Origin of the sequence: Marinobacter sp. M-5 (genome assembly GCF_032911545.1) — a bacterium.
Taxonomy (GTDB): domain Bacteria; phylum Pseudomonadota; class Gammaproteobacteria; order Pseudomonadales; family Oleiphilaceae; genus Marinobacter; species Marinobacter goseongensis.
In genome coordinates this window covers 1-25837 of sequence record NZ_JAWJEK010000001.1, presented here as the reverse complement: position 1 = coordinate 25837, position 25837 = coordinate 1, and the positions used below count along the sequence as shown (strand labels likewise).

Sequence of the window (25837 nt, the reverse complement as noted above, 5' to 3'; positions counted from 1 at the left end):
CAGGCTCGTTCAACAGGCAGATATTCCTTTCAACCTCAGGTAGCCTGCAGAAGCTGTTTGTAATGACGGGCCTTCGGTGTCATCTGACGCTTATCGAATTCTTCCGCCAGCAGCCGACAGGCTTCGGTGGTCAGCAGTTCATCACCGCAGCTTCGCAATCGCTCGAATGCCTTCTCGGCGGCTTTCAGATCGCCGTGGCGGAGGCTGGTGAAGAGCACGCGGTTGTGATCCTCCGCCGCCAGCGGGGCATGGCGTTCGCCTTTACCCAGATACTCCTGCCAGACTTCAATCAGGCGCTCCGGTTGTTTGCGGGTCAGGGTCTCGTTCATCAATTCACGGGTGCGTTGCCGATACTCGGGAAGATCCGGGCGCAGTTTGGCGAGCTGATACAGGTGTTCCAGCAGAACGGACCGTTCCGGATAACGCTGCCAGAGCGCCTCGAACTGACGGCGGGCAACATCGAACTCCATCCGGCCCAGGCTGCCCATGGCCTGTGAATAGCCGGTGGTGAAGCGTTCATCCTGCGCCTCCGGCTCCGGTTCGAAAAACGTCTCCCGCACCTGGAAAACGCTCTTGCCCAGCAGCCACACCAGACCGGCACCAGCCAGCAGACCGCCGGCGTGGGCCATGTAGGCAATGCCGGTGGCGCCGGCAAACCAGTAATCGTAGATTTCCTTGCCCAGCCACACCGGTAGCAGCGCCAGGGCCGGCGCCCGGAAATAATTGAAGTACACCCCGACAAAGTAGAAAAACCGGATTTTCTGCAGGCCGTAGATGGCCACGTACATACCCATCAATCCGGAAATGGAGCCGGAGGCGCCTACCAGGGGCACCGGGCTGCCCAGTGAAAACGCGGTAAACACCAACCCCGACAGAGCGCCGCACATCAGGTAGGCCAGCAGATATTTCCCCGGCCCTAACGCCTTTTCCACGGTAAAACCCAGCAGAAACAGGAACACCAGATTGCCGATGATGTGCCCCCAGCCACCGTGCAGGAACTGATAGCTGATCAGCGAATACAGCGACAGCTCCGACGGTACCAAGCCCAGCTGATTGGCACTCAGGCGGTCGATGTAGTCAGCCTGGATCGGCGCGCGCTGTTCGAGCCAGCGCTGGCGTTCCCGCGCTGCCCACAACAGATCCCGGTTGTCCTGCATGTACTGGTAGAACTCCGGATCCAGCAGCAGGCTCACCGCCACCCACACCGTCTCGCCCGACGCCCTCAGTTCCTGGAACTCCTGCAGTTCCAGAGACAGCTCGTCCTTGCCCTCAAAGCGGATCTGGCGCTGCAGGTAATCCTCGTAGACCGGCGCTTCCAGCTCGGTCAGACCGGAATCCAGGTATTGCTGAATGGCCCCTTCGAGGCGCCGGTTGTCACCGCCCTGATAGAACAGAAAAACCAGCAGGCAGGTCAGGACGAGGCCCAGGGTGACCCAGGGCGGGCGGCGCCAGTTAACGGCGTTTTCAGCAGGAATAATCAGCATGGGCAGTCACAATTCATCATAATTCGTCCGTGAAAACGTGTTTTTTACCACAGTGAGGCCAGCTTTTCGCGCTCTAATGACAGACAAGGTGATTCCAGCAGCTGTTGTCATGGGACCTTCACACAAATGTCATTCAATCAGGACTGCCGGCAAGCGGAGAATCACCCGACATCGACCATTCGCCAATTGCCGTTGTTGCTGACTACGCCAATAGTAGTCAGCAACAACAAGAAACCGGATACCGGAAACAAGGAAACTGACATGACCGTACTCGTACTGGACAACCCGGAAATGCTGGCCAGAGCCGCGATTGAAGCAGGCCTTCTAATGTCTGCGACGGCGGAAACCGGTGCCCGTAAACCGCACCGTATGCGTTTTCACTATGGTTTCAACAAGCACACCCTGGACCCGCAGGACGAAGACATCCTGCGCCAGCATGCTGCCTACCTGCGGCAACAGCCGGGCGTGAAGGTGCACATTCACGGCCACACCGACAACTTCGGATCGGAAGATTACAACCGGTTTCTTTCACGCCTCAGGGTCAATGCGGTGGCCCGGCTGCTGATGGAAGCGGGCGTGCGGGACGCACAGATTGTGACCAGCAGTTGGGGCAGCGACAAGCCGCTGGCACGCCCGGAAGACCGGGCGGCAAATCGCAGGCTAGAACTGGAATATGTCACTCAGGAAATGGCCCGGGCCCTTTAGGCCCGCCCGGGTTTAACCGTAGACCTGGTAAACGTTGGCCAACAGCAGGATGGCGGCCACCAGAATCGCCAGCCAGGTCAGAACGATCCCCGCCATGCGGGCCTTGTGAGGTCCGCCGCGACCATTGATCATGCCCCAGGCATGGAGAATACGCCCCACCACCAGCGCCATCCCGGTCCAGTACACCAGTCCCCCGGCAACCCCGTTCAGCTCGGCCAGCGCCAGCATGATCAGCCCCAGCGGGGCATACTCCACCAGATTGCCGTGGGCGCGAACGGCCGCCTCGAAATCCCGGTCGTCGGTTACGCCCATGCCTTTACCGTATTTGAGGCGGAAACGTACCACCTGGAAAGATAAAACCAACAGCAAAATGCCGATAACGGCGGCGAATACAGCAGTAACAGGTACGATCATGCTCAGGCCTTCTTGATTGCACTAACGACGGCAAGCAACAACACCGCACCCACCGTGGCGGTCACCAGCTCGCCAATGGCGCCTTGGGCGGCGAGGCCCAACAGGCGGAACACGAAGCCACCGAGGAAAGAGCCGACGATACCGATACCAATGTTGGCCAACACGCCGAAGCCCCGGCCTTTCATGATCAGGCCGGCCAACCAGCCAGCAACACCGCCAATGATCAAAAACAGAATCAGATTCATAACACGCCTCTCGCAGCATTTCGGACAAAGGGTTCGAACCCCGAAAGACTGCCCTGTTTTCTATTCTGCTTCAAGCACATCCATCTTGGCCTGGGATCCGGGCAAGGCGGCGATAGCCGCCTCCATCTCGCGGCGGCAGCGCTCAATCAGCTGCGGGATGTCGTCGGTGGTGAGGCCGGCGGTTTCAACCGGTGGCAGGATACGGACCGATACCGGCTCACGTCGGCCAGTCCAGCCCAGGGCGCGGTCCTGATATTCACTGACACACACCATGGTGATGGGTGCGCCGGCGGCAATCGCGGTGTGGAACGCGCCTTTCTTGAATGTCTGCAGGCTGCGGCCACGGCTGCGGGTGCCTTCGGGAAAGATCCACAGGCTCTTGTGGTCGCGGGAAATGGCGTCACTGGTTGCCTGCATCACCGCGATGGCCTTGTGGGATCGGGCGCGATCGAGGATAACATTGCCACCGAGCCAGAAAATCTGACCAAAAAACGGGATCCAGACCAGCGCCGATTTGCCCACGGTCACGGTTCGGGGTGGCAACAGATCCCCCATCACAAACAGATCGTCGTTATGCTGATGATTGGCGATCACCACCGTGGGGCGGTCTTGTGGCATGTTTTCCAGGCCACTCGCCGGGCGCTCCATGCCGAGCAGGAAACGCCCCACCTTGCCGACCGCATACCCGAACAACCGGTTGTTGTCGGGATTGAAGGGACGCGCCAGATACAGCAGAAACGCAAAACAACAGATCACCGGCACACTCAGCCAGGCCAGGAATTTTCTCAGAACACCCATGCAACACAAACCCGTTCGTTAATTTGCGCACAAGTGTAAGCTAATTTTACAACCCGGCAACAGTATCGATTTGTAGGGGATCGCTACCAGCGGCCGCTACGCTGACCGGCTCGAATGTTGCCTGCACCACGTACCGCAGGGGGCCGCGGCTATCGAGGCTGTCAAACGGGTAACAGGTCACCAGCAACAGGGTGTGGTCATCCAGGCGGGCGGTGTCGATCTGCTCGTAGCGACTGTCGACCACACGGATGCTGTTCACCCGATACCGATACCACTTGCCCGAGCGGGTCTGGAGTTTCAGCTCACTGCCGGCTTCCAGGTGGCGCAGACTGGTGAAATGGGTGTCCCGATGACCGGCAATCACCACCGGGCCCGGCCCGGCCGCGTTCCCCAGCACCTGGCCGGGCCCGAACGCCAGGCTTTCGCCGTGGGCGCCGTCCAGCACGATCATGGACTGCCCCAGCTCCGGCAAGGACAGCCGCGCCACCGGCCAGGTGTCCGCCCAGGGCCAGGGCCGTGTCTCTATCTGCCGCGCCTGGCTCTCGGCCCAGGCCAACTCCAGCAATTCCTGCGCGACCAGGGCCTTGAACGGAATCCACAGGCCAACGGTCAGTACGGTCCCGAACATCACGGTGAGCAGCAGTAACAGGCGATTCATCGGCTCACCCTCCGCTGCAGCATCCAGCCGGCTGCCGAAAACATCAGCCCGAGCAGGCCCAGCGCGGTCAGCAGCGGCGACAGGGTCGCGGTCTGTGGATAGCGCAGCATGGTGGAGCTGCTGCCAGCCGGCAACAGGGTCGGCACCTGATCGGTCGTCAGCGGCTCTGACGTCTCGCGCACCGGGGTACTATCCACCGCCACAAAGCTGGTGAACCGGGTGATCAGTTGATGCGCCAGCGCCAGCTCGACCACCTGTTGCCGGCTTTCGTCCCCGACATGACCGGACAAGGTCTGATCCATCAGACTGTCGATCTTCTCACGGCCCCAGTGGCGATGAAGCCCCGTGCCCGATGCCGCACGGGACAAGTCCAGCGAGGTCTGCCAGCGGCTGCCATCCGACAGCCGGCCGGAAATCCCCAGGCTCCCGCTGCTCTTTACCCCGCGCATAACCTGAACCAGCGGTTCGCCAGCAAACAGATCCCCCGGCCTGATCGGATAGGCCTCGGCCGGGCCGGCCGCTGGCGGGAGTTCGATGGCGATATCGGTCAATACCGGGGCCTGCATTTTGGCAAACAGATCGTCCAGCTGGCCGGCCACATCGGCGATGTCGCTGATGGCGGTGTAACTGCCACGGCCGTAACGGGCAGCCTCCCGCATGAAATGCAGGTTTGGCGCAGAGCCGATGCCCACCGTGAACAGGCGGCGCCCGCCCAGCTGTTGCCGGATCTGCTCAAACAGCGCGGCTTCGTTGCCCACGGCGCCATCGGTGATGAACACCACCTGGCGCACATGCTGACCGGTCGTTTCTTCCTCAGGCGAATTCTCCCCCAGCGCGACCCGCAGTGCGGGCGCCATCTCGGTGCCGCCATTGGCACTCAAGCCCTCCACGTAGCGCCGCGCGCGCGCAAGGTTCTGGCCATTCGCCGGCACCGCCTGCATGAACAGAGCGTGGGTCTGGCTGTTGAACTGAATAATATTGAAACGATCCCCCGGTGACAGGGTCGCCAACCCCCGCAGCAACGACGCCCGGGCCTGACCGATGGACTGGCCTGCCATGGAGCCGGAGGTGTCGATCACGAATACCAGCTCCCTGGGCAGATTCTGGTTACGGCTCAGCCCCGGCACCAGCAGCGCCAGCAGGTAATCCTCCCCCTGCCACCGCTCGTGGAACACCGCCGCAGAGGGTGCCTGGCCCCGCACTGGTGACCACCGCACCACCACATCCTGATCCATGGGTACGGCGCCCTGCTCCGGCGCGACCCGCACCCGATGACCGTCCCAGGTGCTGCGCAGTGCGTGGCTGGGACTGGCGACATCCGCCACCGGTAAGCCGGCGTCAATTTCCAGATTGACCACCACCCGATGACTCTGATCCCCCACGTCCTCCGCCTGCACCGTGGACGGGCTGATGGCGTCGGCATCGGGCACCGCGGTCGTCGGCCGGGCCCAGCCGCCCTGCCACTGCTGAGGAGACTGGGCCAGGGGTTCGCCCGGCATGTAGCGGGGCGTCAGGGTGGTGGGCAAGCGCAGCTCGAACTCCCCGGACTGGTAACGCACGGTTTGCTGATAGTTGAGCTCCACCGTGATGGTCTCGCCCGGCGGGATGTTGGCCAGGTGCGTGGTAAACAGGTTGGGACGCTGCTGATCCACCCGCGCGGCATTCTTGCCGGCCTTTTTGGCCGCCTCGTAGCGCCGTTTGGCTTCCTGCTTTTCCCGCACGTCGCCGACAATCTCCCGCTCCCCCACGCGCATGGTCATGCCATACACGCTGGCTTTTTCCGGTAGCGGAAACACGAACACGCCCTCACGCCACTGCTGGCTGGTGTTCCTGAAACTCTGGGTCAGCCGGGTATCGGCAATCAGCCCGCTGACCCGAACCTGGTACTCGGTGTTGAGTAGCGTGGCCTGGCCCTGGTGACGACCGTCGGCGGCCACGAACTCGAGCATACCGGTGCCCTCAGCTGCGCTGGCGGCCTCCGCGTACAGCGGGTGCACAAACAACAGCAGCAGCATCGCCAGCCACAGGGATACACCCTCACAGCAGCGTTTGACGCGCCGGGGAGCGAGTCGGGGTTTATCGAGTTCCAGCCTGAGTAACGTCGTTGGTAGCATCATGGTGCATCCTTTCTTTTTCGGTTCCGGCACCGCCGGGTTGCATGGGATGACGCTATTTCAGCGCAGCGAAACGACGCTCAGGTGGCGGAATCTGGCAAACTGACGGGGAGAAAATGATGAATTGTGGCAAACCCGGCGGTTGGCCTTGTGCTGGCCCCTCACCGTGATTAAATAGAGCCTGTCATTCACCGGAACCCCAGTTATCCATGAAACGACACATCGCCCTGATTGAAGACGAGCCTGCCATTCGTGAAAATTACCGCGACGCGTTCGAGCGCCGGGGGTATCGCGTGTCTGCCTACGGTGACCGCAAGAGTGCCTTTCAGGTACTGCGTACAGCACTGCCCGATCTGGCGATCATCGACGTGGGTCTGGGGGATGAACCGGAGGGCGGCTTCACCCTGTGCCAGGACCTGCGCCAGCTGTCGGCCACCGTACCGATCATTTTCCTCACCGCCCGGGACAGCGACATCGATTCCGTACATGGCCTGCGGCTGGGGGCGGACGATTACGTCACCAAGGACATGAGTCTGGATCACCTGCTGGCGCGGGTGACGGCGCTGCTGCGCCGGGCCGATGCCTGGGCAGAGGCTCTGAAAAAGCCCGACGAAGTACTCCAGCGCGGCAAGCTCACCCTGAACGTGGACCGCATGACCGCCGACTGGCACGGCCAGCCTGTCGACCTCACGGTGACCGAATTCTGGATGCTGCATGCGCTGGTTCAGCACCCCGGCCACGTGCGCACCCGCGATCAGTTGATGGAGGCCGCCAGCACGGTGCTGGACGACAACACCGTGACCTCTCACATCAAGCGCATCCGCCGCAAATTCCAGCAGCTGGACACCGCCTTTGATGGCATTCAGACCGCCTATGGCATGGGCTATCGCTGGAATGCCCATGGGGTGTAAGCCTTGAGCCTGAAGCGCCAGCTGTTTGTTGCCAGCCTGTTGATGCTGCTGATTCCCTGGGCCGGGCTGCAGTTTGTGCTGGAGCTGGATGAAGCGTTGCGCAAGCAGGCCACCGAGCAATTGCAGGAACAGGCCAGGCGCATGGCACAAACCGCCGGGGACCTGCTGATCGGTAACGATGCCGTCGAATCCGGCACGCCGGTGATCTACGCGGAGCCTCTGGAGCAATCACCCCGGCTCGACGGCTACGGTGATGACTGGCCCGGATACGATGAGGAGTTGTCCCGCCAGCACTGGCAGCCACTGCCCGAGGGCAGCGAAAGCGCCGCCCTGCGCTGGCAGGCGGCCACCGACCAGCGCTTCCTGTATCTGCTGATTCGGGTGCAACGGCCCGACGTGGTGTATTTCGACCCCGGCTCGCCGGAGCGGCCCCATGACCGCTTGCGGCTGATTCGCGAAATGGACGGCGAGAGCTCGGAACGCCTGATCCGCACCCCGGCACCGGGCGGCATTCATGCGCTGATTCCCGGCCGGCAGGCAGAGCGGGACTTCCGCATCACCGGACGCTGGGAAACCGTCGAGCAGGGTTACCAGCTGGAACTGAAACTGCCCCTCCCCGCGCGGGGCAGTCGTCTGGGGCTGGTGGCCGAGTGGCCCGCAGAAGCAGGCACCGGACGGGCCGGAACGTCCGAGGCACCGTTGCCGGTGCTGGTCAAACGCCTGCCGGCAATCGAACGAACACTGTCTGACCAGATGGCCAGCGGCCAGCAGCTGCGGATCCTCGAACCCGATGGCTGGGTGATCGCGCGCCAGGCGCTGGCCAGCCAGCATCAACGCCCGGAATTCGACGCCCTGAGCCCTGCTCAGGTGGTGGAGCAGATTGCTCTCAACGGCCTGCGGGCCCTGGTTCGGTTCTACCAGCCGGACCCCCTCCCCATCGACGACACCGCCATCCGGTCTGCACCGCACACCTTGCCGGACCAGGGGCTGGTGCGTCATCGCAGTGGCGATACCCTGCTGATGGTGACGCAACCGGTGTTCAATGGCCGCACCCTGGTGCTGGAACAGTCGCTGGATCAGTTGCTGGCACTCTCCGGCAACACCCTGGGTTCGGTGATTGCCCGCAGCACGCTGTTGGTGGTGGCGCTGATGCTGATACTGCTGGGCTACGTCAGCTGGTTGTCGTGGCGCATCACCCGGTTGCAGCGCGCGGTCGGTGCCAGCGTTGACGACGATGGCCGCATTGTCGGCAGCCTGCCTGACACCCGGGCCCGCGACGAGCTGGGGCAGCTGCAGCAGCATTTCGGCCAGATGGTCATCCGCCTGCGCGGCTACAATGATTATCTGGAAAGCTTTTCCCGCCGGCTTTCCCACGAACTGAAAACTCCGGTGGCGGTGGTTCGCTCGTCTCTCGATAATCTGCGCCATGCCGATTCCGAAACCGAGCGCAGCAACTACATCGATCGCGCTGCCGCGGCCACCGAACGCCTGAGCCAGATCCTCAACGGTATGAGTGAGGCGGCCAGGCTGGAACAGAGTTTTGACCACGCCGAGAAGGAAACCTTCGAACTGGCGGCGGTGATTGATCAGACCACCCGCGCCTATCAGCAACTGGATGCCGATCATCGCATTCGCTATCGCGGCCCTGCTGGCGGCTGCACCATGCATGGCTCGCCGGAGCTGATCGTGCAGCTGCTGGACAAGCTGGTGGACAATGCGCGGGATTTCACCGCCAGTGGCGGGTTGATTGAAGTCAGGCTGGCGCACCGGGGCAAGTCCCTCGAACTGGGTGTGTTCAATCAGGGCCCGCCGCTGCCCCGACGGCTGGGCTCCGACATTTTCAGCCCGTTTGTATCACTGCGAGACGGCGCCCACGAGGGCCATCTGGGGCAGGGGTTACTGATCGTGAAATTGATCGCCGAGCATCACGGCGGGGCGGTCACTGCCAGCAACCACAACGACGGCGTGCTGTTCACCGTGACGCTGCCAGCGGTCTGACCCCGCGTCGCTCCAAGGCCGGGCGACGGTACCTTCGGGGCAAGCCTCAGGTCGTATGTTCCCGCGGGTGCCTTTGCCCTACCCTTGGAGTTTACCCGCTTTTCAAAGCCACACCATGGAGATCAACCAGCGTGGGTTCGAGCCTTTCAGCACTTGCGATTCATCCGTTACGGGATGACCTCTACAACGAACTGCACTCCCGCCCGTTCCAGGTCCTGCCAACGCCGGCCAGGGTAACGCATATTGCGGTGCTGACCCGGCCCGAGCAACGGGATGCCCAGTTCCGCCATCTGCAGCGCCTTCACCGGCTGCTGGGCCAACCCGAGCCCCAGCAGGAAGTCAGCTGCTTCGAGAAGACCTTTGGCAATCTGAGGGTGCGCCGTGAAATGCATATGGAGTTCGCCTCGTACACCTTCATCAATCTTGACCCGGCACAGAACGGCGCACCCTTCTCGGAGACCGGCATCAGTATGCTGCCGCAAGGGTGGCTGGAAGAGCTCGCCGGCACGGTGATTGCGGCCTTCCACATCGATCTGCAGGCGCAATCCGGTCAGGGGCTGGAAGATCTGGATTACGTGCGCCAGCACTTTGAAGGACTGCGGCTGGTGGGCAGCAGCCCCCAGGAAGGTGCGGCGCGGGTGTGGGGCACGTTCAAGCTTCACAGCGACGGGTTTGGCCGCTTTCTGGTGATGAACCACCACATGTCCGACAGTCAGCTGGGCCGCCTGACCCAGCGCCTGATGGAAATCGAAACCTATCGGCTGATGTCACTGCTGGCGCTGCCACTGGCGCGGGAAACCACGCCGTCCCTCAACGACATGGATCAGAAACTGGTGGAGATTACCCAGTCACTGGCGGACAACCGGGACGTGGACGAGCCGGCCCTGCTGGCGGAATTGACCGCCATCGCGGCGCGGATCGAGGCGTTCCGCGCCCATTCCACCTTCCGCTTCTCGGCAACTCGCGCCTACCACCGGCTGGTGCTGACCCGCCTCGACGAGCTCCGGGAGGACGAACTCAGCGGTCACCTCACCATCACCGAGTTCATGACCCGGCGGCTGACTCCGGCGGTAAAAACCTGCGAAGCGGTGAGTGAGCGGCTGGAGGATTTGTCACGGCGGGTCGACCGCGCTTCGGACATGATGCGCACGCGGGTGGAACTGGCCATTCAGAGCCAAAACCAACAGTTGCTGAGCTCCATGGACCGACGCTCCAAAATCCAGCTGATGATGCAGCACACCGTGGAGGGCTTCTCGGTGGTGGCCATCACCTACTACCTGATCGGCCTGCTCAAACTGGCGCTGGATTCCCTGCAGCAGGCGGGGTTCTCGGTGAACCCGCCCTGGGTACTGGGTGTTGCCATTCCGGTGGTTCTGCTGCTGGTCTACCTCGGGGTGCGGGTGGTTCACCACCGCTTTCTGCGCATGGCGAAGCAACACTGACCCGCCGCGGCTAACGCTCCGGGTTGTGGTCACCGGCAAAATGACGATAGAACTGCTGGGCAGATCGACCGTTGCGCACCCCTTTGGCGGTGGCAAAACGGATCGCTTCCTGGTGCAACGCCGCGCGATCCGCCACGTCCGGGAACAGGGCGTCCACCGCCTGCAGATAGACCTGCTGCGAAAACGGGTAAAACGACAGCTGTAACCCGAACCGGTCCGCCAGCGAGACCTGTTCCTCGATGGCCTCCGCCGGGTGCAGCTCGCCGTCGCGCAGTTCGCTTTTGAGGTTGTCTGACATGAACTCCGGCATCAGGTGCCGGCGGTTGGACGTGGCATACACTCGCACATTCTCCGGCGGCAGCTCCAGCGACCCTTCCAGCACGCTCTTCAGTGCCTTGTAACCGGTCTCGCCCACATCGAACGACAAGTCATCGCAGAAGATCACGAAACGGTACGGCAGATCATTGATGTCATCGACGATCTCCGGCAGATTGACCAGATCGTCCTTGTCCACTTCAATCATCCGCAGGCCGCGGTCCTGATAGCGGTTCAGCAAGGCCTTGATCACCGACGACTTGCCCGTGCCCCGCGCGCCCCAGAGCAACACGTTGTTGGACGGATCACCGGCCAGGAAGCGTTCGGTGTTGCGTGCGAGCGCCTGCTGCTGCCGCTCAATGCCCGTCAGCGCCTGCCACTGGATCGGGTCGAGCCGCCGGATCACCCGCAGTCCGGACCGGTGCCTGCGCCAGACCGCAGCCGGTGTTGTTGCCCAGTCAATCGTTGCTGCCATCATCGGATCTCCGTGTGGTGGCGTGTTACAGGAAAAAATCCCACTGGCCGGCTACACTGACGGTTCTGAATACAAAGGATTGTGAAAGATTCGATGAGCGCCCCCTCGTCTCAGCGTTTCCGCTCCATGGATGTTGGCCAATGGCTGCCCGGCATGGCTTGCCTGTTGCTCATTCTGCTCGCCGCACCGGTGTGTGCCGAGACACCTCGCACCATATCCATCGGCATCGTCTCTGACAACCAACCCTATTCCTCGATGGACGGCCGGGAGGCCTCGGGCTTTTCCGTGGATGTGCTCAAGGAAGTGGCGCACCAAGCCGGCCTGACCTTTGCCTTTCGCGCCGGCAGCTGGCCGGATATCTACGCCGCGTTCCTGAACGGAGAGCTGGACGCCATTGACGGCATATCTTACACCGAAGCCCGGGCGCAGGAGATCCTGTTCACACCGCCCTACCATGTTCGTCAGACCTACCTGATGCAGGACCGTGAGCGCCCGGTTGGCGATATCGACTCGCTGGAACAGCTCAAGCCCCTGAAAGTCGGAGTGGTTCAGGATACCTATCACCGCGACCTGCTGGTGGACAATGGCATCAATCTCAGTACATACGATTCCATACCCAGCCTGATTCGTGCGCTGGCGTTCGGCTGGGTCGACGTCATTCTTGGGCCCGAACTGACCCTGACCTACTACGCCAATCTGGCGGGCTTCCGCTCACTCGAGGTCTCGGGCCCGGCACCGTTGGGCGACCGGTCTCACAAAGATGTCCGGCTTGGCGTGCTGAAATCCGACCAACCGCTGTTTGAGCAGCTCCGCGACGGCCTTAACAGCGTGCCCCAGGAGCGCATCAGTGAGCTGCTGCGGCGCTGGTACGAATTTGGCGGGGCCCGTATCGCCGAGCCCGAGACCTTCAGCCTGAGCACCTTCAATCGCCAGTACCTGCAGCAACTGGGACCATTGCGGGTCGGCGTGATGCGGGACTACGCCCCTTTCAGTTTTGAAGACGGCGGCAGGCTGCAGGGACTGACCATGGACATACTGAGCCGGGTGGCTGACCTCACTGGCCTGGAGGTGATTCCGGTCAGTGGCCAATGGCCGGAACTGCTGGAGCTGTTCCGGAATGGCGACATCGACATCATGGCCAATATGTCGATGAACGATGAGCGGCGGAAGTTTACCCGCTTTACGGAACCCTACCACGTGATTCCGAACGTCGTATTCACCCGCCGCAACGATCTGGTCTTCACCAACCTCATCGACCTTAAAGGTTTGAGGATCGCCTTTCGTTCGGAAATCTATTATCAGGCGACCGTCACTGAAACGCTCGGTGAAAACGCACTGGCCTTCAACAGTCAGCGAGCGATGTTTGAAGCATTGGCCGATGGCACCGTCGACGTCGTGCTGGCCGCCCTGCCTAACGGCAACTACTGGATTCGGGAACTGGGCATTGCCGGCACACGCATTGCCGGCGAGCTGTCACTGGGCGATATGGCCGGGGAGGATTTGCGCCTTGGCGTTCGCCATGCCCTGACACCTCTGGTGGACGTACTGGATCAGGCACTGGCGGCCATCAGCCCCACCGAAATGCGCACGATCGAAGATCGCTGGCTCGGAGCCACATTTAGCCACGCGCGGGAGCAACCTGTCGGGCTCACTCTGACTGAGCAGGAACAGCAGTGGCTGCAACAGCGGGAGCGGCGGCTGACATTGTGTGTTGATCCGGACTGGATGCCGCTGGAGGGTATCGATAGCCGGGGTCGCCACGTTGGCCTGTCGGCAGACTTGTTCTCCCTGTTTGCCGACCGCTCCGGCATCCGCTTTGATGTGCTGGCCGCGCCGGACTGGCACTCCGCCGTAACCGCTGCCCGCGAACGTCGCTGTGACCTGTTCCCGCTCGCGATGAAGACACCGCAGCGGTCAGAGTTCATGAGCTTTACCGAACCCTACCTGAAAATTCCCAATGTGATCATCGGCCGGATTGAAGCGCCGTTCATTGAACGCCTGCGGGAGCTGGAAGGCCAGCGCGTTGGCATCGTTGGTGACTACGCGTTCGCCGAGCTGCTGCGGCGACGCCAGCCCGGCATCCAGTTGGTGGAGGTAGACGACGAATTCGAGGGTCTGCGGCTGCTTCAGCAGGGGGATCTGGATGGCTACATCACCACCCTCGCGACGGCCAGCCACTACATGCAGGAGCTCGGGCTGGCCGATCTCAAGGTGATTGGTCGCATCCCCGCTGACTGGACCCTTTCCGTGGCTACCCGCAATGACGAGCCTGTGTTGCTGGGCATCATGCAGAAGCTGGTGGCGAGCCTGACCGACGAGGAACGTAAGAGGCTGAACGAAAAATGGCGCTCCGTCAGACTGGAACAGAAAGTGGACTACACCCTGGTGTGGCAGCTGATGATGATTGCCACCATCATTCTTGCCCTGATGTTCTACTGGAACCGCAAACTGGGCCGGCTGAACCGGAAACTGGGTGTTGCCAACGCGACACTGGCGCACCTCAGTGTCACCGATGACCTGACCCGGCTCGGTAATCGCGCCTACTTTGATCGTGAATTCGCTCAGAGTTTCCAGTGGTGCCAACGGCACCAGGCCGGGTTCGCCGTCGCCATGGTGGACGCCGATCATTTCAAGAACATCAACGACACCTTTGGACATGAGACCGGCGACGAATGCCTCAAGGCCCTGGCTGAAATCATGCGCGATCAGTTCCGGCGGGAGACCGATCGAATCGCCCGTTTCGGTGGGGAAGAGTTTGTGGTGTTCACCACCTACCAGAATGAACAGGACATGATTCAGCGCCTCGACAGCTTCCGGGAGATGGTGGCGAATCATCGCACTACCGCATCACAGCGGGACGTTCATTTCACCATCAGTATCGGTCTGGCCATTGGGGTTCCCGGGGCCGATACGGCACCGTCAGAATTCCTCCGGCTGGCGGATCAGACACTGTATCTTGCCAAGAAAAACGGACGTAACCGGCTTGAGACCAGAACGGTTCCAACATCGCACCGATGACTTCGCAGCCAGGGGGGGGCGGGGCATAAAAAAGCAGTGCCAGGCGCTGCGTCCTGACACTGCTTGGGGGTCAGCGATCGGCCTGCCTAGAATTGGAAGCGCACACCCACACGGCCGGTGTCAAAGTCCGGGCCGTCGTTGGTCACCTGACCGTTAAAATCGTCCTCGTCGATATCGACGTTGTAACGGTCGTATTCGGCGAAGGCGGTCAGCTGTTCGGTCACCCGGAAATCAACGCCGGCACCCACGAAGGGGCTGACCTCATCGTAGGTCTCGCTTTCATCGAACGCGTCCACGTCCAACGCGGAGGCGAAGGCACCTGCCTTGGCGTACACGCCAAAGGTGTCAGTCAGAGGTAAGCGCCCGATCAGCCCGAGGCCAACCCCCTTGAGCTTACCTTCAACGTCGTCATCACCGAAGTTGCCGAAATCGATGTAATCCGCTTCCAGCGCAAAAAACTCGTTAAACTTGTAACCGACGGAGGCACCCAGCAGGTCGTTGTCGTCATCAAACTCACCACCGTGGGACTTGTAGCCACCGTAACTACCGCTGATGAAGAAGCCGGAACTGTCCCGCGCCGTGTTGTCTTGAGCCCAGGCCGCCGGAGCAGCAAAAACGGCTGTCGTCAGAACGGTTGCACATGAAATGCTCGCTTTGTAGTTCATACGCTTTCATCCTCATGGGTTCAGAAATCCATTCAAATCGGACAGCAACCGCGAAACCCTTCGCTCGATTGCATGGCCACAGCGTACAACCCATAAGCCCATCCGGGGGTTACACCTCCCCTAAAATTCAGTCATATATTGTTCATGTAGGTTTGTGAAATAGTGTTTTATTTAAGTAACTTAGCGCTTTCGTTCCGGCCCACGCAGCAGTTCACCGGCGCCTTGGGCCACCGCGGAAACGCTCCGATAAGACAGCCGTGATACCGAATGGTGAGTGGTCCGAACCGCCTCACTCCAGGGCCGCGTGACGGGGATGCGCTCAAGCACATTGAACGTTTCGTCGGCAATGGACAGGTGCACCCGTTCCAGCTTCTGCGCCCCATGCACCACACCATGGGTGAGAATATCCGCCAGCCCAAGCCACCACTCGTGCCCGTGTTCGTTTTCGGTTTTCATAGCAACCACTCCACTAATTGCCGGGCCACATCGGGGTGATGCGCCAGACGAATATGATCAACGCCGGGAAACGTAGCCACACCGGCCAGTTTCCAACCCGTGCGCTCGTGCCCCCGGGCGCTGGACTCATGCACCAGGGCATCGCCGAACAGCGCATTCACCGGGTGGGTTCGTGATCGGGCCAGCAGGCCGCAGACCACGAAATGCCTTGTTCCGGGAACCAGCGGCGGCTCCCCCTGATCCGCTGGCACGACCTCGCCCCGGGAGAGATTCCGGATGCCCTCGCTGCGCACATCAATCACCTCGCCCACCACCCGCAGGTAATCGCGGGGGGCGCGATTGAGCAGATCTGCAGTGGCCTTCGCCCCTTTGGCCAGCCATGAGCCATCGTGGGGTGACCCGAGATACACGCAGTCGGTCAGATGTGAGAGCCAACAGTGATTCTGCGCCTGACCATGATGACAGGCACTGCGTATCAGCAACCCGCCCATGCTGTGGCCCATCAGAATGACGCGTTCCACCGGAACCGGCCAGGCAGCCACCAGCGTCTCCAGCATGTTTGCCAGATCTTCACCGTTGCGGGTTATCGGGCGCCCGGTGTTGTAGCGCAGGGTCAGCGGGGTGACATCGCCGGACGTCCCGTTCAGCAGGGAGCCGTAACTGACGTCGCTCTGCCCCGGGAAGGTCCAGACCGATTCCAGCTCCATCAACCCGTGGATGGACAGACAAAGCGTGGAACCCGGCGCATCGAGGCGGGGGGCCTGGCAATCCAGTGGAGTGAGCCCATGAAAGATGCCCATCGGCAGGGCCAGCGGGTTGTTGCGTTCCTCCAGCCAGTCCCCGAGGAAACCACTGAAAATGGCGGAGGCGTGACGTTGCCACACCGGTCGGAAGTCTGAACTCATGCTTGGGGCTACCCTGTGATGAAGTCGTCTTCCCAGTGTACTCTGTTAACCATCCCAGCGATTGGCTGAGCCTTCGACCGCATCTGGCGGGGCGGCAACTGCCGATCAGGCCGCCTCACCACCGGCGGGCGCGGGCTCGGGGGCGTCTGTGCCCTTTGCGGCCTCGGTTTCCGCCTCTTTCATCAACACCATTCCACCCTGCAACAGCAAGGATTTCAGGCGCGGATCGCCCTGCTCCGCAATCCCGAAGGCAAACGCCACCAGGGCGGATTCCAGCGGATTACGGCGAATCAGTTCCCGCAACGGTTGCACCGGCGAACCGGAACCCGATGGCGAAGACGCCGCCTTGGACAGGCTACGGGCCGGCCGTGTCAGACGGTAGAACACCAAAGCAAGCACCAGAAAGCAGACCGCGCCGACCATGGCCATGGCCGCAGACTCGCCCACGACCGGTGTCAGCGCGACGGTTGCAGCGGCCACCAGCAGATAACACCCGGTAATCAGCAGTGCCGTCAACAACACCAGCGCCAGCATGAAGCCAAGCACGGCGGCGACGGCCTTGCGTACGGCACTCTGAACGTTCGGGGACTCAAGCATGATCAACGATCGAGTAGGCGCCCGACCAGGATCCCGGCCAGAAACATGATGAGAATACTGAGGAAAGGCCGCTCCTCAATCTGATGTTCCACATCGTGAACCGCCTTGGTGCCGGCATCACGGGCGCGGTGGAGAGCCTCGTCCCCGCGCTTGCGCACGCTATCGAGGGCCTCCCGGCTCTCCCGGCGTATCTCATCCCGCAGGCTGCTGATGTTACTTTTCTGACCATCAGTGACGGCTTTAGTGAGTTTGGCGAGGTCTTCTCTCAGCGCCTGCAGATCTTCCTTCACGCGGTTGTAATCGTCCTGTGCGGATTTCGCTTCCATTTGCTGCCTCCTGTCAGTTTTGACACTGCGTTTACGGCATTCCGATGACTACTATGCTCTCCCCGCTCTGTTCTCACGTTGAGGGCGGGGGTTCATTAAACGTAGCACAGGGATCGGTAAGTGGTATGACGTTTACTTAATCAGAGCCGGTGGCCGCGGCTGGCGGCTCATCCGCCCGGATGCGCAGAAAACTTGCGAAGCGTGGCAGCCCGGTACTGGTGTAACCAAAGTGTTTATAGGTCACCACCGCGCCAATTGGTGGGGGATCGAATCGCTCAGCGTCGCTCAGGCCACTGCCCAACCGGAGGCGACGACCGTCTTCCAGCTCCACCAACAGCGCACCCAACGCGCCCCGGTATTTGCCGCTGCCAGGCAGATGACCCACCACCACCGCCTCCCCATCGTTGTGGCGCTTGACCTTCAACAACGACTCCGAGCGCCCGGGTTGATGGCGGCTGGGGCCGTGGCGGAGCATCAGCCCTTCACCTCCAGCGGCAATCACGCGATCGAGCGTGACCATCAACTCTGCATGCGACGACACCCGCCACTGTGGCACGGCCTTGAGGTACGGCGATGCCGTTGCCCCGACCCGTTCATCGATCGCCGGAATGCGCTCACTGAACGGTCGGCTACTGCCGGGCAGGTCGAACACCATGAAACGTATCTGACGCCATTGCGCAGCGCTAGGCTGATGACGCCTGACCGCGCCGGACAGCTCATCAAACCGCTCACGCCCCATCCACAGCTCGCCGTCCAGCGGCACCGCGGGCCAGCCGCGGGTGAACCACGCCGGCGCCCTGAACACGTTGCCCTGCCGTAACAGGAAACGGCTGCCATCCCAATACGCCCGAACGCCATCGTATTTCTCGCTGACCCAGTATTCCTCCAGGGCAATGCCTGGCTCATAAACCTCAGCCAGCGTGAGTCCGGGAGGCGTAGCGTGGCTGACAACCGTGAGCAACAGACTGCCGAGCATCAGCAGCCAGCGAACTCTGTTCTGGCAGGAGGACATCATCGCAAATCCTTTTGCGTGGGTTCAGGGAGTTTTTCAGGTGGTTGCGCTCAGCGATCGCAGGCTTTTGCCACCTTTTGCCGGAAGCGCTCACGGATGGCCTGGTTCTCCGATTCAGAAACAAACACCCGCTCGCCCTGTGCGTTCAGATCATAGAACGTGGAAACACTGGCCATGTATTTCAGCCGCGCCTGCAGTTTCTGGCATAGCTTTTCTTGCTTCTGCGACTGTTGACGGGCCTTCTGCTCAGCCGCCTGCTGCTTCTCCCGCTCTCGCTGCTGTTCATCCAGAAAACGGGTCACGTTCTGATGACGAGCCTCAGCGGACGGGTCCGTTTTGGGCGGCGCCGCATTGATCTCAACCTCACTGGACGCCGCCTGAGCCGGAGGGCGATCACCGAAATGGGTCTGGCCGTTGGAGTCTACCCATTTGTAGACGCCAGCATGGGCGAGGAGGGGGAGCGTTAAGAGACACAGAAGCGTCAAGAATCTTCCTGACAATTGGTTCAATTCCATTTTTTGATTCCTGTCTGTTGCTTGTTGTTCTTCCTGAATCAATCCGGGCCCTCACCGAGTTGTGACAGGACACTCTTTCAATCCCTGGAAATCATCACGGCCAGATTATTAAGGGAATAGACCAAGCAAAAGCACTCAACTGTCGGTTTTAACGCCAGGAATGGTTAACTAATGCCGTCTGGTTTTTTCGCTTGAAGGCTTCGTAATCGTCTTCGCTCATATTCCGCCAGTGATAAGGGTCACGCCCGGCTTTCTCGTCATGGGCACGGGTGGTTGGGTCCAGGTAGCGGTAGGCTTCGAACAGGGGGATCTCTGGAAGTGGTTTGGTCACATCCATGTACTGGCGAATCAGATCCCAATAGGCCAGTACGTCCTCACGGTTGGTGGTAGCTGCCAGTAGCTGGTTCATGGGTAAAGCCCATTCCTGTGTTTTGTGCACCAGAACCAGGCGGTACCAGATGTTGCCCTGATGATCCGGCAGGCTCAGCAGGTAACCGTCCCATTCGTGAAACGGAGCTTGGCCCCGTATTTCGCCGGACTGGCCCTCTTTTTCGGGATCCTTGAACAGCGTTACCATGCCAGTGCGGCGGTTAAGCTCCCAACGGGGGCCCTTGATATCCTGGTAAACGAGCTTTGGATATTTTTTCTCAAGAAAGCGGCCCAGGCCCCAACAGAGGAGCATGGGTGAGAACATATACACCAGAAAAGGATGAACGCCATCTGCGTAGTATTCACTCAGGCTGAGTTCAGCATGTAATTGAGACCAACCGAAAATCGTGACCAGACAAAAAACAGGAAACAGTATAAGAAACCCCCATCGCCCCCCATGCTGCATCCACAAGAGCGCCCAGCTTAGCCTGGGCAGGGTGGCGTAGCGCAGACACTCTTCATCCAAACGACCATGGTAGGTGTGCCTTTCTTCCAACTCTGTGATACCACGCGCTTCGTCAATCTGTTCATTATCTCGAATTTCCGCCGGGTCCCAAAGCTCGAGAAATCCTGCTGGAATCAGGTCGGAAAGCTTCCCCCTGGGTAACGGAGAACCCATGGTCCAGCTTTTGCGAAAGAGAGCACTCTGCTGGTTTCCCTCCATTGGCTCCGGCACTTTACGATTGCTGCGGTAGGCTGTAGGAGCGTAGCCAGAAGTCTCAAAGGTGGCGTTCACGTAATTTCCTCTACTCTATGAGTTTTCTCATCCGCCCAGAATAGCTGTTCTGTCTCACTGAAGTCTGGCTCTCCATGTTCAGCCTGGTCGAAGGTGGTGGCCTCCTGCAGCTCCGGCGCAGGAAATACCAGGTGGCGGTGGGCCTGACCAAAAACATGGGTGGCTTGCCACTGTGCCTTGACTTTCACGTCGCTGGTTATGACAGCTTCCTCACTCCAGGAATGCTTGACCGTTTCTCTTGGCGGTAAGGCCAAATAAAAGACCTTACCATTGGGGAGGGGTTGCTCCAGCATTACCTCCGGCGAGTCCGGGAATAGTTTCCTTTGCGTCCTCTGGCCACGGCGCGTGGATTTGCGTGTAACTCGTTCCGTTCGCATGGAAACGGTCAGTGTGGCGGCGTCCAACATTGCTGCCAGGTTGTTTTCCACCCGTACCATGGTATTAATGTTTGCAATATCGCTGGCCCGCCAGGGATCCAGTCAATAGCCCTGCTCTGTGAGCCTTGCATGCATGTTATTGACTTTTTCGATGGTAATGCGGGGCTTTGCTAGCAGGTCTACAAGCCGATAGTACGTTTCTTCCGGACTTCCATCCAGGTGGGGGTAAGCATTATCCTGCTCAGGTCCAAAGGGCCCCCGCTTCAACCAATCCACCAGGGGCGGGTCGTCCAGTACGGCTGCCAATAGGCTGGCTCCGATTGTAACGGTGACACCTGCAAGCACCCAGCCCCAAGGCCCCAACCCCAGCAGGATGGGAGCTACTCCAGCTTCCGCCATCTTTGTCATCATAAGGCCGCCCATCACCATCATGCCGCCACCGATGGCTGAAACCCCATAGGCTGCGGCAGAATCGAGATCGCCGGTGTCCCATTCGTGGGCCATGTCCAGCAGGGAAACGGTGATGGTCAGTCCAGCGGTGACAAGCCCACCGAGCATTCTTCTTGTGACAATTTCCGGCAAGGCTTTGGCGATTGTTTTTGATGCTCGATCCAATATTTTCTTATTCACCGTGAAGGCAGTTTGACTGAGACTCCTACTCACATTCTTCCAAATTCCGACGTCTTTGCTCAGCCGCTCTGCGGCAATTGTCATGGCAAAGCCTAAATCAATTGCTGAACTTAAACCGCCAGCTACTGCTCTACCAAGCCCCTTCGTACGGAAGGTGGTTTGGAACAGGCTGAACTCTGTCAGCACGTTATGCCCTTCTAGTATCAACACCAAATAAGGCACCCGCACTCGATCCAAAAACTCGTCCAAACGCTCCATACGGCGCAAATCCCGGTGTGCCTTGACTACTTCCGAGCTTTCCGGTGCGGCGTATACCTGCATACGCTGCGCCTCATCGGTATCGGCCAAGTCCGGGACGTTTGACTTACGGGTGCTGGCCAGGGGAGTTCCGTCGGCGTCCAGATATTCCCCATAGAAACGCTTGTGGCCAGTGGTTCTATGGACATATTCCCGGTCTGCTTTGGTCAAGCCCATGTCCAGGCCGGAGGCGGGATCACGCAGCCCAAGAATGATCCAGCCTTCCGGAACCGCATTGCGGGCAACCAGCTTAACGCTGCCAAGCAATGACGGGTCGCGGGCTTTGGCCATCCGCAAAAGGGGGCCATATAGCCGGCTATCGAGTACGTACGCATGGGATTTCAGCCGGTTAGCAAGGGATCGGACATTCTTATCGATTCCGTCCAGGATTGCGTCGATGCCGGCCATCCAGCGTTTCGTTTGTGAGGACAAGTCTATGTCATCGAATTTTGCAACCCCGGCCAGTACTGCGGCTGTCAGGGTCTGTACTGCATCCTGTTCCGGCTGCTCGTCCGATAGCTTTTTCAGGTCCTCGGGACGGCAGCGGCCATCGCCGCACTCCCCTCTGGTTCCACTTTCTTCAACAGAGCCGGCACTGTCTGCCTGGTCTGAGGGAAACAGCATGCAATGCAGTGGTTCTTCACTGCCGTCTTCAACAATTTTCAGGACGAGGTGATTGGCATCTCGAACCTGGGATTCATTGGCTACTTCCACCCGGGCGAGATGGTCAAGGCTGCCGGGATCCATAGCCAGGATCTGGAACATATCCCCTGTACAGGCGAATCCCTCGATATAGTCAGCACCAGAGAGATTGAACAGATCGGCCATGGCAGCCTGGTTGACAGATTGCCCCATCAGGCTGGCCAGTTGTGTCTGTGCCATAGCCAGCTCCTCGCGAGCCAGTTGGCGTTGGGCAGTGAACAGGTGGGCATGCAAAGGACCGAAGCGGCTGGTGTCAATCTCCTTAAAATGGCGATGCAGACCATTTTCCTGTGCACCCAGACGTTCAGGCCCCATCAGCCGGTACACCAACTGAGCACTGTCACCATGGGGCTTCTGCTCAATGGCCTCAAGGAGGCTATTCATAAACCGGCGGGCCTCTGATCCTGAGGCCAGTCGATGTCGAATAGTAAAAAGGCGGTCCTCCAAAACAACACCGGCGTGATGATTAGCTTTTGCAGAAGCCAGCGCATCTTCCGCGCTGGCAAGTGACTGCCATAACTCTGTATTGGCCTCCTCAGAATCCCGATCAGCCAGAAAAGCATCTACGCGAGCAGCAGGGGTTCCACGCAAGGGGCAGTCTCGATAACAGGCTGCTTCCCAGGCTTCATCCGCTGATTCGCCACCTGCATTAAAATCCTGCACCTCCCTCGCCGCTTGTTCAAACAAGTTGCTGGCATAGGTGCCAGACAGATCGTAAATCTGCTTCCAGGGCCGGCGTAGGCGTTGCTCAAGCTCCGGTTCACGTAGCCGCATCTCCGGGAAGGCGGAAAGAGACACCAATTGCCCTGGAGTGACCGTCTGGAGGGGAGAGTATTGAGATGCCACCTGAGGCTCAGGGCCGCTAAGAAACTGGCACCTTGCTTGCCGGGCTGCGTTGTTCAGTTCCAGATAAGTAAGTTGTCGGGCCGAAAGCTGCACCTCCGAGAAAGCCAGTTGAAACTCGCCCATGATGGAGGTGTTCATTTCGCATATGGGTAACCAGATGCTCAGCTGTGGTTTGCCCACAACGCTGCGCTGATCACTTTTAACGCCCGGTACACCTGGTTCCCGATAATCCATCAAGCGTACGTCACAGAACTCAAGGGTTCCTGCGTCACTGTTACGGACCTCAAGCTCTCTCCACAGCGTGCCGTTGCGAAAGATACAAATAAAGCCAGGCCTTACCGGCACAGCACTTTCTGAATCCCTGCCAGGCTCCGGATTCGGGTCATTCAGCAGCGTTAGTGGAACGACAGGCCAGATTCGATTCCATTGGCCCTCTGGTTGGCGGGGAGTGCTTGCCACCCCGCTGAAAAGAGGAATGCGGATGGGGCTCCCTTCTTCAGCCTCTATATCAAGCCATACGTTCCCGGAAGGTTGGCTCTTCCAGGGCCAGACATGAAGCGCAGAAACATCCAGCTTCTCCGTCTCAGCCTGATTTTCCAACTGCTCTTGCTGTTCGCGATTGGAGGTGTCAAACAAACGAAAACGCTGGCCCTCTGGGCAATCTTTTCCCATCACCTCAATAATCAGGGTTTCACCCTCACAGGCAGGGCCGCAATTCCCGGTTCCATTGCTTGAGTTATTTTCAGACATCCCTGTCATTCCTTTTTCTTAAATGCCGTACGTTCATGACGGGCCACTCATGGCATTTATCGCCCGCCACTGATGTTCGTCCAGTGTTGCCACCGGAGACATGGAAAAGGGTTTCGGATTATCCGTAATCCGCCAGCGTTTTGATCCGGCTTCGTCAACCCAATAAATCACCCGCTCAATCACATCGGCCTCAGGTGCGCTAGCGGGAGACAACTGGTGCCATATCCGGGCATCGTAAAATCTCAGGAGCCCTTTTCGCTGGCCGTCGAAACGCACTATCAAGCGAGCCCTCAACCAATCAGCGACCATATCCTGCCCGGCTGAGGATTCCAGGATCAGTCCGCTCAAGCTCTCTTCCTTCAAACCTTGCAATGCCAATTGATATTCGGCGCTATCCTGTCGCGCTTCCAACAAAATGGGACCTTCTTCGCGATAAGCGTGCCAGTCGGTATCGGAAAATAAATAGAGCCATTCAGGGCTCTCTGAGATTTCGTAAAGTTTCTGTAGCAGGAGCTTCGGATTCAGTGACTCCAGCACAAAATAACGCGCTTTATTGTTGGCCATAAAAGATGCCCTCTCCGCTTACGCCTGCTGTGCTTTCCCGCACGGACAGTTATTCAGAGGGCAGGAACCATCCGGCTGCTCCTGACATTGCTCCACCACGGCAGACCGCTTCATTCGTGCCTGTTTCAGGCGGTGGGCAACCACGGGTTTGGGCTCCGCATTTGCCCGCCGCACCACATCCGCAATCTCCACAGGCGCCACAGCCCCACCATTCTTCTCCACCAACCCAGGCATTTCCGGCACCTGAACCTTCTGCCCACCGCCCTTACCCGGCGAACCACCGGCATTCATCTTGATCGCCGCGCCACCCATGGCGACGCCGCTGGGATCGATCTTCACGAAGCTGCCGCCGGCTTTGAGGGTGATTTCGGCGCCGGCTTCGATGACGGCTTTCTGGCCGGCTTTAATGTGCAGTTCGGTGCCGGAGTCGCTGAGCCAGGCGGTGCCGGCTTTCAGGTGCAGGGTGCCGGTGACGTTGAAGCTGTGGTCCTTGCCCGTTTGCTCGCGTTTTTCGCCATCTACGGTGCAGTGGTCATCGCCCTTGATATGGTTAAACGCGTCGCTCTCTACCGTACAGTGGCTGTCGTTTCTGATGACTTCCGTGCGGTTGTTTTCGGTCAGCAGGTCCAGGTCTTTCTGGGCGTGGATGTAGATCTGTTCTTTGTCAGCTTCGTCTTCAAACCGCAGCTCGTTGCTGCCCTCTCCTTTGTGGGTCTGGGTTTTTAATGTGGTGCGGGTTTTGTGTTCCGGCAACGCGTACGGCGGCGTGTTGGTGGCGTGATAGGTGCGACCGGTGATGATGGGCTGATCCGGGTCGCCGTCCAGGAAGCTGACGATGACTTCGTGGCCGATTCTGGGCAGCGCCATAAAGCCATACTGACCGCCGGCCCAGCCCTGGCTGACTCGTAACCAGGCGCTGCTGTGCTCGTCATTCTTGCTGTACCTGTCCCAGGGGAAGCGGACTTTGACGCGGCCGTGTTCGTCGCAATGGATCTCTTCACCCTCCGGGCCGGTGACAATGGCCATCTGCGGGCCGTCCATCAGCGGGCGATGGCTGATCTGCGGGCGCCAGGTGCGGTCGGCGGGCACGGCCTTGAAACGGTTGCTGTAGCTGGTGGGGTCGGAACCGCCCTCCTCTTCCAGCGCTTGAGGTTGTTTGCCGGTGTGGACAAGGCCGGTGATCAGCCATTCCCGGTTCAGGGCGTCGCTGTCGTGGTCGGTAAGGGTGACTTTGGCACCGGGGGTGAAATCGGCACGGTTGCTTTCACCGCTGGCGGTGCTGGCGTCGTTGCGCAGGGCGTCCAGTCTCGCTTCGGTAAAGGGCTGGCCGCTGGCGTCGGCCTTGAAGCGGCCGGGGTATTGATAGCTCTGGTAGTCCTCGCGGTGATTGAGGTCGGCACCGGCGTCTTCGTGCATCAACGCGTAAGCGGGGTTCTTGAAGGTGTAATCCTTC

The 25837-nt window shown here is 60.0% G+C and carries 24 protein-coding genes; 5 read left to right on the top strand and 19 right to left on the bottom strand.

What is annotated here, in order from left to right; genetic code table 11:
- Positions 1–35: 35 nt before the first annotated feature.
- Complete coding sequence (locus tag R0125_RS00120) at positions 36–1484, bottom strand: rhomboid family intramembrane serine protease (protein WP_317236716.1); 1449 nt, start codon at positions 1482–1484, stop codon at positions 36–38.
- A gap of 126 nt (positions 1485–1610) precedes the next feature.
- Here R0125_RS00120 and R0125_RS00115 point away from each other — a divergent pair, with 126 nt between their 5' ends.
- Entirely contained in the window at positions 1611–2189 is a 579-nt protein-coding gene (locus R0125_RS00115; protein WP_248181684.1) for an OmpA family protein, read from the top strand.
- Positions 2190–2201: 12 nt separating this feature from the next.
- Here the strand turns inward: R0125_RS00115 and R0125_RS00110 are convergent, their stop codons facing one another.
- From R0125_RS00110 to R0125_RS00090, 5 genes are read right to left on the bottom strand one after another with little or no spacing between them, the layout of a single operon-like run.
- Positions 2202–2603, bottom strand: a complete 402-nt coding sequence (locus R0125_RS00110) for an MAPEG family protein (protein WP_317236715.1) — start codon at positions 2601–2603, stop codon at positions 2202–2204.
- Positions 2604–2605: 2 nt separating this feature from the next.
- Complete coding sequence (locus tag R0125_RS00105) at positions 2606–2848, bottom strand: GlsB/YeaQ/YmgE family stress response membrane protein (protein WP_248181686.1); 243 nt, start codon at positions 2846–2848, stop codon at positions 2606–2608.
- A 60-nt stretch (positions 2849–2908) separates the two neighbouring features.
- The gene (locus tag R0125_RS00100) at positions 2909–3646 is read right to left on the bottom strand and encodes a lysophospholipid acyltransferase family protein (RefSeq protein WP_248181687.1); all 738 of its coding nucleotides are present in this window, start codon (positions 3644–3646) and stop codon (positions 2909–2911) included.
- Positions 3647–3692: 46 nt separating this feature from the next.
- Positions 3693–4304 (bottom strand): class GN sortase, encoded by a 612-nt coding sequence (locus R0125_RS00095; protein ID WP_248181688.1) that lies wholly within the window; start codon positions 4302–4304, stop codon positions 3693–3695.
- Positions 4301–6421 (bottom strand): marine proteobacterial sortase target protein, encoded by a 2121-nt coding sequence (locus R0125_RS00090; RefSeq protein WP_317236714.1) that lies wholly within the window; start codon positions 6419–6421, stop codon positions 4301–4303. Before R0125_RS00090 ends, R0125_RS00095 begins: the two co-directional genes overlap by 4 nt.
- A gap of 206 nt (positions 6422–6627) precedes the next feature.
- Here R0125_RS00090 and pdsR point away from each other — a divergent pair, with 206 nt between their 5' ends.
- The 3 genes from pdsR (at position 6628) to R0125_RS00075 (ending at position 10769) form a co-directional block, all read left to right on the top strand.
- Positions 6628–7329 (top strand): proteobacterial dedicated sortase system response regulator, encoded by a 702-nt coding sequence (gene pdsR / locus R0125_RS00085; protein ID WP_317236713.1) that lies wholly within the window; start codon positions 6628–6630, stop codon positions 7327–7329.
- Between the two features lie 3 nt (positions 7330–7332).
- The gene (locus R0125_RS00080) at positions 7333–9327 is read left to right on the top strand and encodes an ATP-binding protein (protein WP_317236712.1); all 1995 of its coding nucleotides are present in this window, start codon (positions 7333–7335) and stop codon (positions 9325–9327) included.
- Positions 9328–9458: 131 nt separating this feature from the next.
- On the top strand, positions 9459–10769 hold the full coding sequence (locus R0125_RS00075; RefSeq protein WP_248181692.1) for a DUF3422 family protein: 1311 nt from the start codon (positions 9459–9461) through the stop codon (positions 10767–10769).
- A 10-nt stretch (positions 10770–10779) separates the two neighbouring features.
- Here R0125_RS00075 and R0125_RS00070 read toward each other — a convergent pair whose 3' ends face one another.
- Complete coding sequence (locus R0125_RS00070) at positions 10780–11559, bottom strand: ATP-binding protein (RefSeq protein ID WP_317236711.1); 780 nt, start codon at positions 11557–11559, stop codon at positions 10780–10782.
- A 93-nt stretch (positions 11560–11652) separates the two neighbouring features.
- On the opposite strand from R0125_RS00070, the gene R0125_RS00065 reads away from it, so the two are divergent.
- Positions 11653–14577, top strand: coding sequence for a transporter substrate-binding domain-containing protein (locus R0125_RS00065; protein ID WP_317236710.1), 2925 nt, complete (start codon positions 11653–11655; stop codon positions 14575–14577).
- Positions 14578–14663: 86 nt separating this feature from the next.
- Here R0125_RS00065 and R0125_RS00060 read toward each other — a convergent pair whose 3' ends face one another.
- The 12 genes from R0125_RS00060 to R0125_RS00005 form a co-directional block, all read right to left on the bottom strand.
- Complete coding sequence (locus tag R0125_RS00060; protein WP_317236709.1) at positions 14664–15242, bottom strand: outer membrane beta-barrel protein; 579 nt, start codon at positions 15240–15242, stop codon at positions 14664–14666.
- 180 nt (positions 15243–15422) lie between these two features.
- The gene (locus R0125_RS00055) at positions 15423–15698 is read right to left on the bottom strand and encodes a hypothetical protein (RefSeq protein WP_317236708.1); all 276 of its coding nucleotides are present in this window, start codon (positions 15696–15698) and stop codon (positions 15423–15425) included.
- On the bottom strand, positions 15695–16603 hold the full coding sequence (locus tag R0125_RS00050; protein ID WP_317236707.1) for a hypothetical protein: 909 nt from the start codon (positions 16601–16603) through the stop codon (positions 15695–15697). The genes R0125_RS00055 and R0125_RS00050 overlap by 4 nt, the downstream gene beginning before the upstream one ends.
- A gap of 105 nt (positions 16604–16708) precedes the next feature.
- Positions 16709–17200: a hypothetical protein gene (locus R0125_RS00045; RefSeq protein ID WP_317236706.1), complete on the bottom strand. Its 492-nt coding sequence runs from the start codon at positions 17198–17200 to the stop codon at positions 16709–16711.
- Between the two features lie 2 nt (positions 17201–17202).
- Positions 17203–17526, bottom strand: coding sequence for a YqjD family protein (locus R0125_RS00040; protein ID WP_248181698.1), 324 nt, complete (start codon positions 17524–17526; stop codon positions 17203–17205).
- 136 nt (positions 17527–17662) lie between these two features.
- On the bottom strand, positions 17663–18541 hold the full coding sequence (locus tag R0125_RS00035) for a DNA ligase (protein WP_317236705.1): 879 nt from the start codon (positions 18539–18541) through the stop codon (positions 17663–17665).
- 47 nt (positions 18542–18588) lie between these two features.
- Positions 18589–19023 (bottom strand): DUF4124 domain-containing protein, encoded by a 435-nt coding sequence (locus tag R0125_RS00030; protein ID WP_317236704.1) that lies wholly within the window; start codon positions 19021–19023, stop codon positions 18589–18591.
- A gap of 178 nt (positions 19024–19201) precedes the next feature.
- The gene (locus tag R0125_RS00025) at positions 19202–20218 is read right to left on the bottom strand and encodes a hypothetical protein (RefSeq protein WP_317236703.1); all 1017 of its coding nucleotides are present in this window, start codon (positions 20216–20218) and stop codon (positions 19202–19204) included.
- Entirely contained in the window at positions 20215–20511 is a 297-nt protein-coding gene (locus R0125_RS00020) for a hypothetical protein (protein WP_317236702.1), read from the bottom strand. Before R0125_RS00020 ends, R0125_RS00025 begins: the two co-directional genes overlap by 4 nt.
- A 186-nt stretch (positions 20512–20697) precedes the next feature.
- A complete protein-coding gene (locus R0125_RS00015; protein WP_317236701.1) occupies positions 20698–23820 on the bottom strand; it encodes a hypothetical protein in 3123 nt (1040 codons plus the stop codon).
- Positions 23821–23853: 33 nt separating this feature from the next.
- Positions 23854–24384 carry a DUF4123 domain-containing protein gene (locus tag R0125_RS00010; RefSeq protein ID WP_317236700.1) on the bottom strand — a complete coding sequence of 177 codons (531 nt, stop codon included), beginning with the start codon at positions 24382–24384 and terminating at the stop codon, positions 23854–23856.
- An 18-nt stretch (positions 24385–24402) separates the two neighbouring features.
- Positions 24403–25837, bottom strand: a 1435-nt coding sequence (locus R0125_RS00005) for a type VI secretion system Vgr family protein (protein ID WP_317236699.1), incomplete at its 5' end; no start/stop codon positions are given.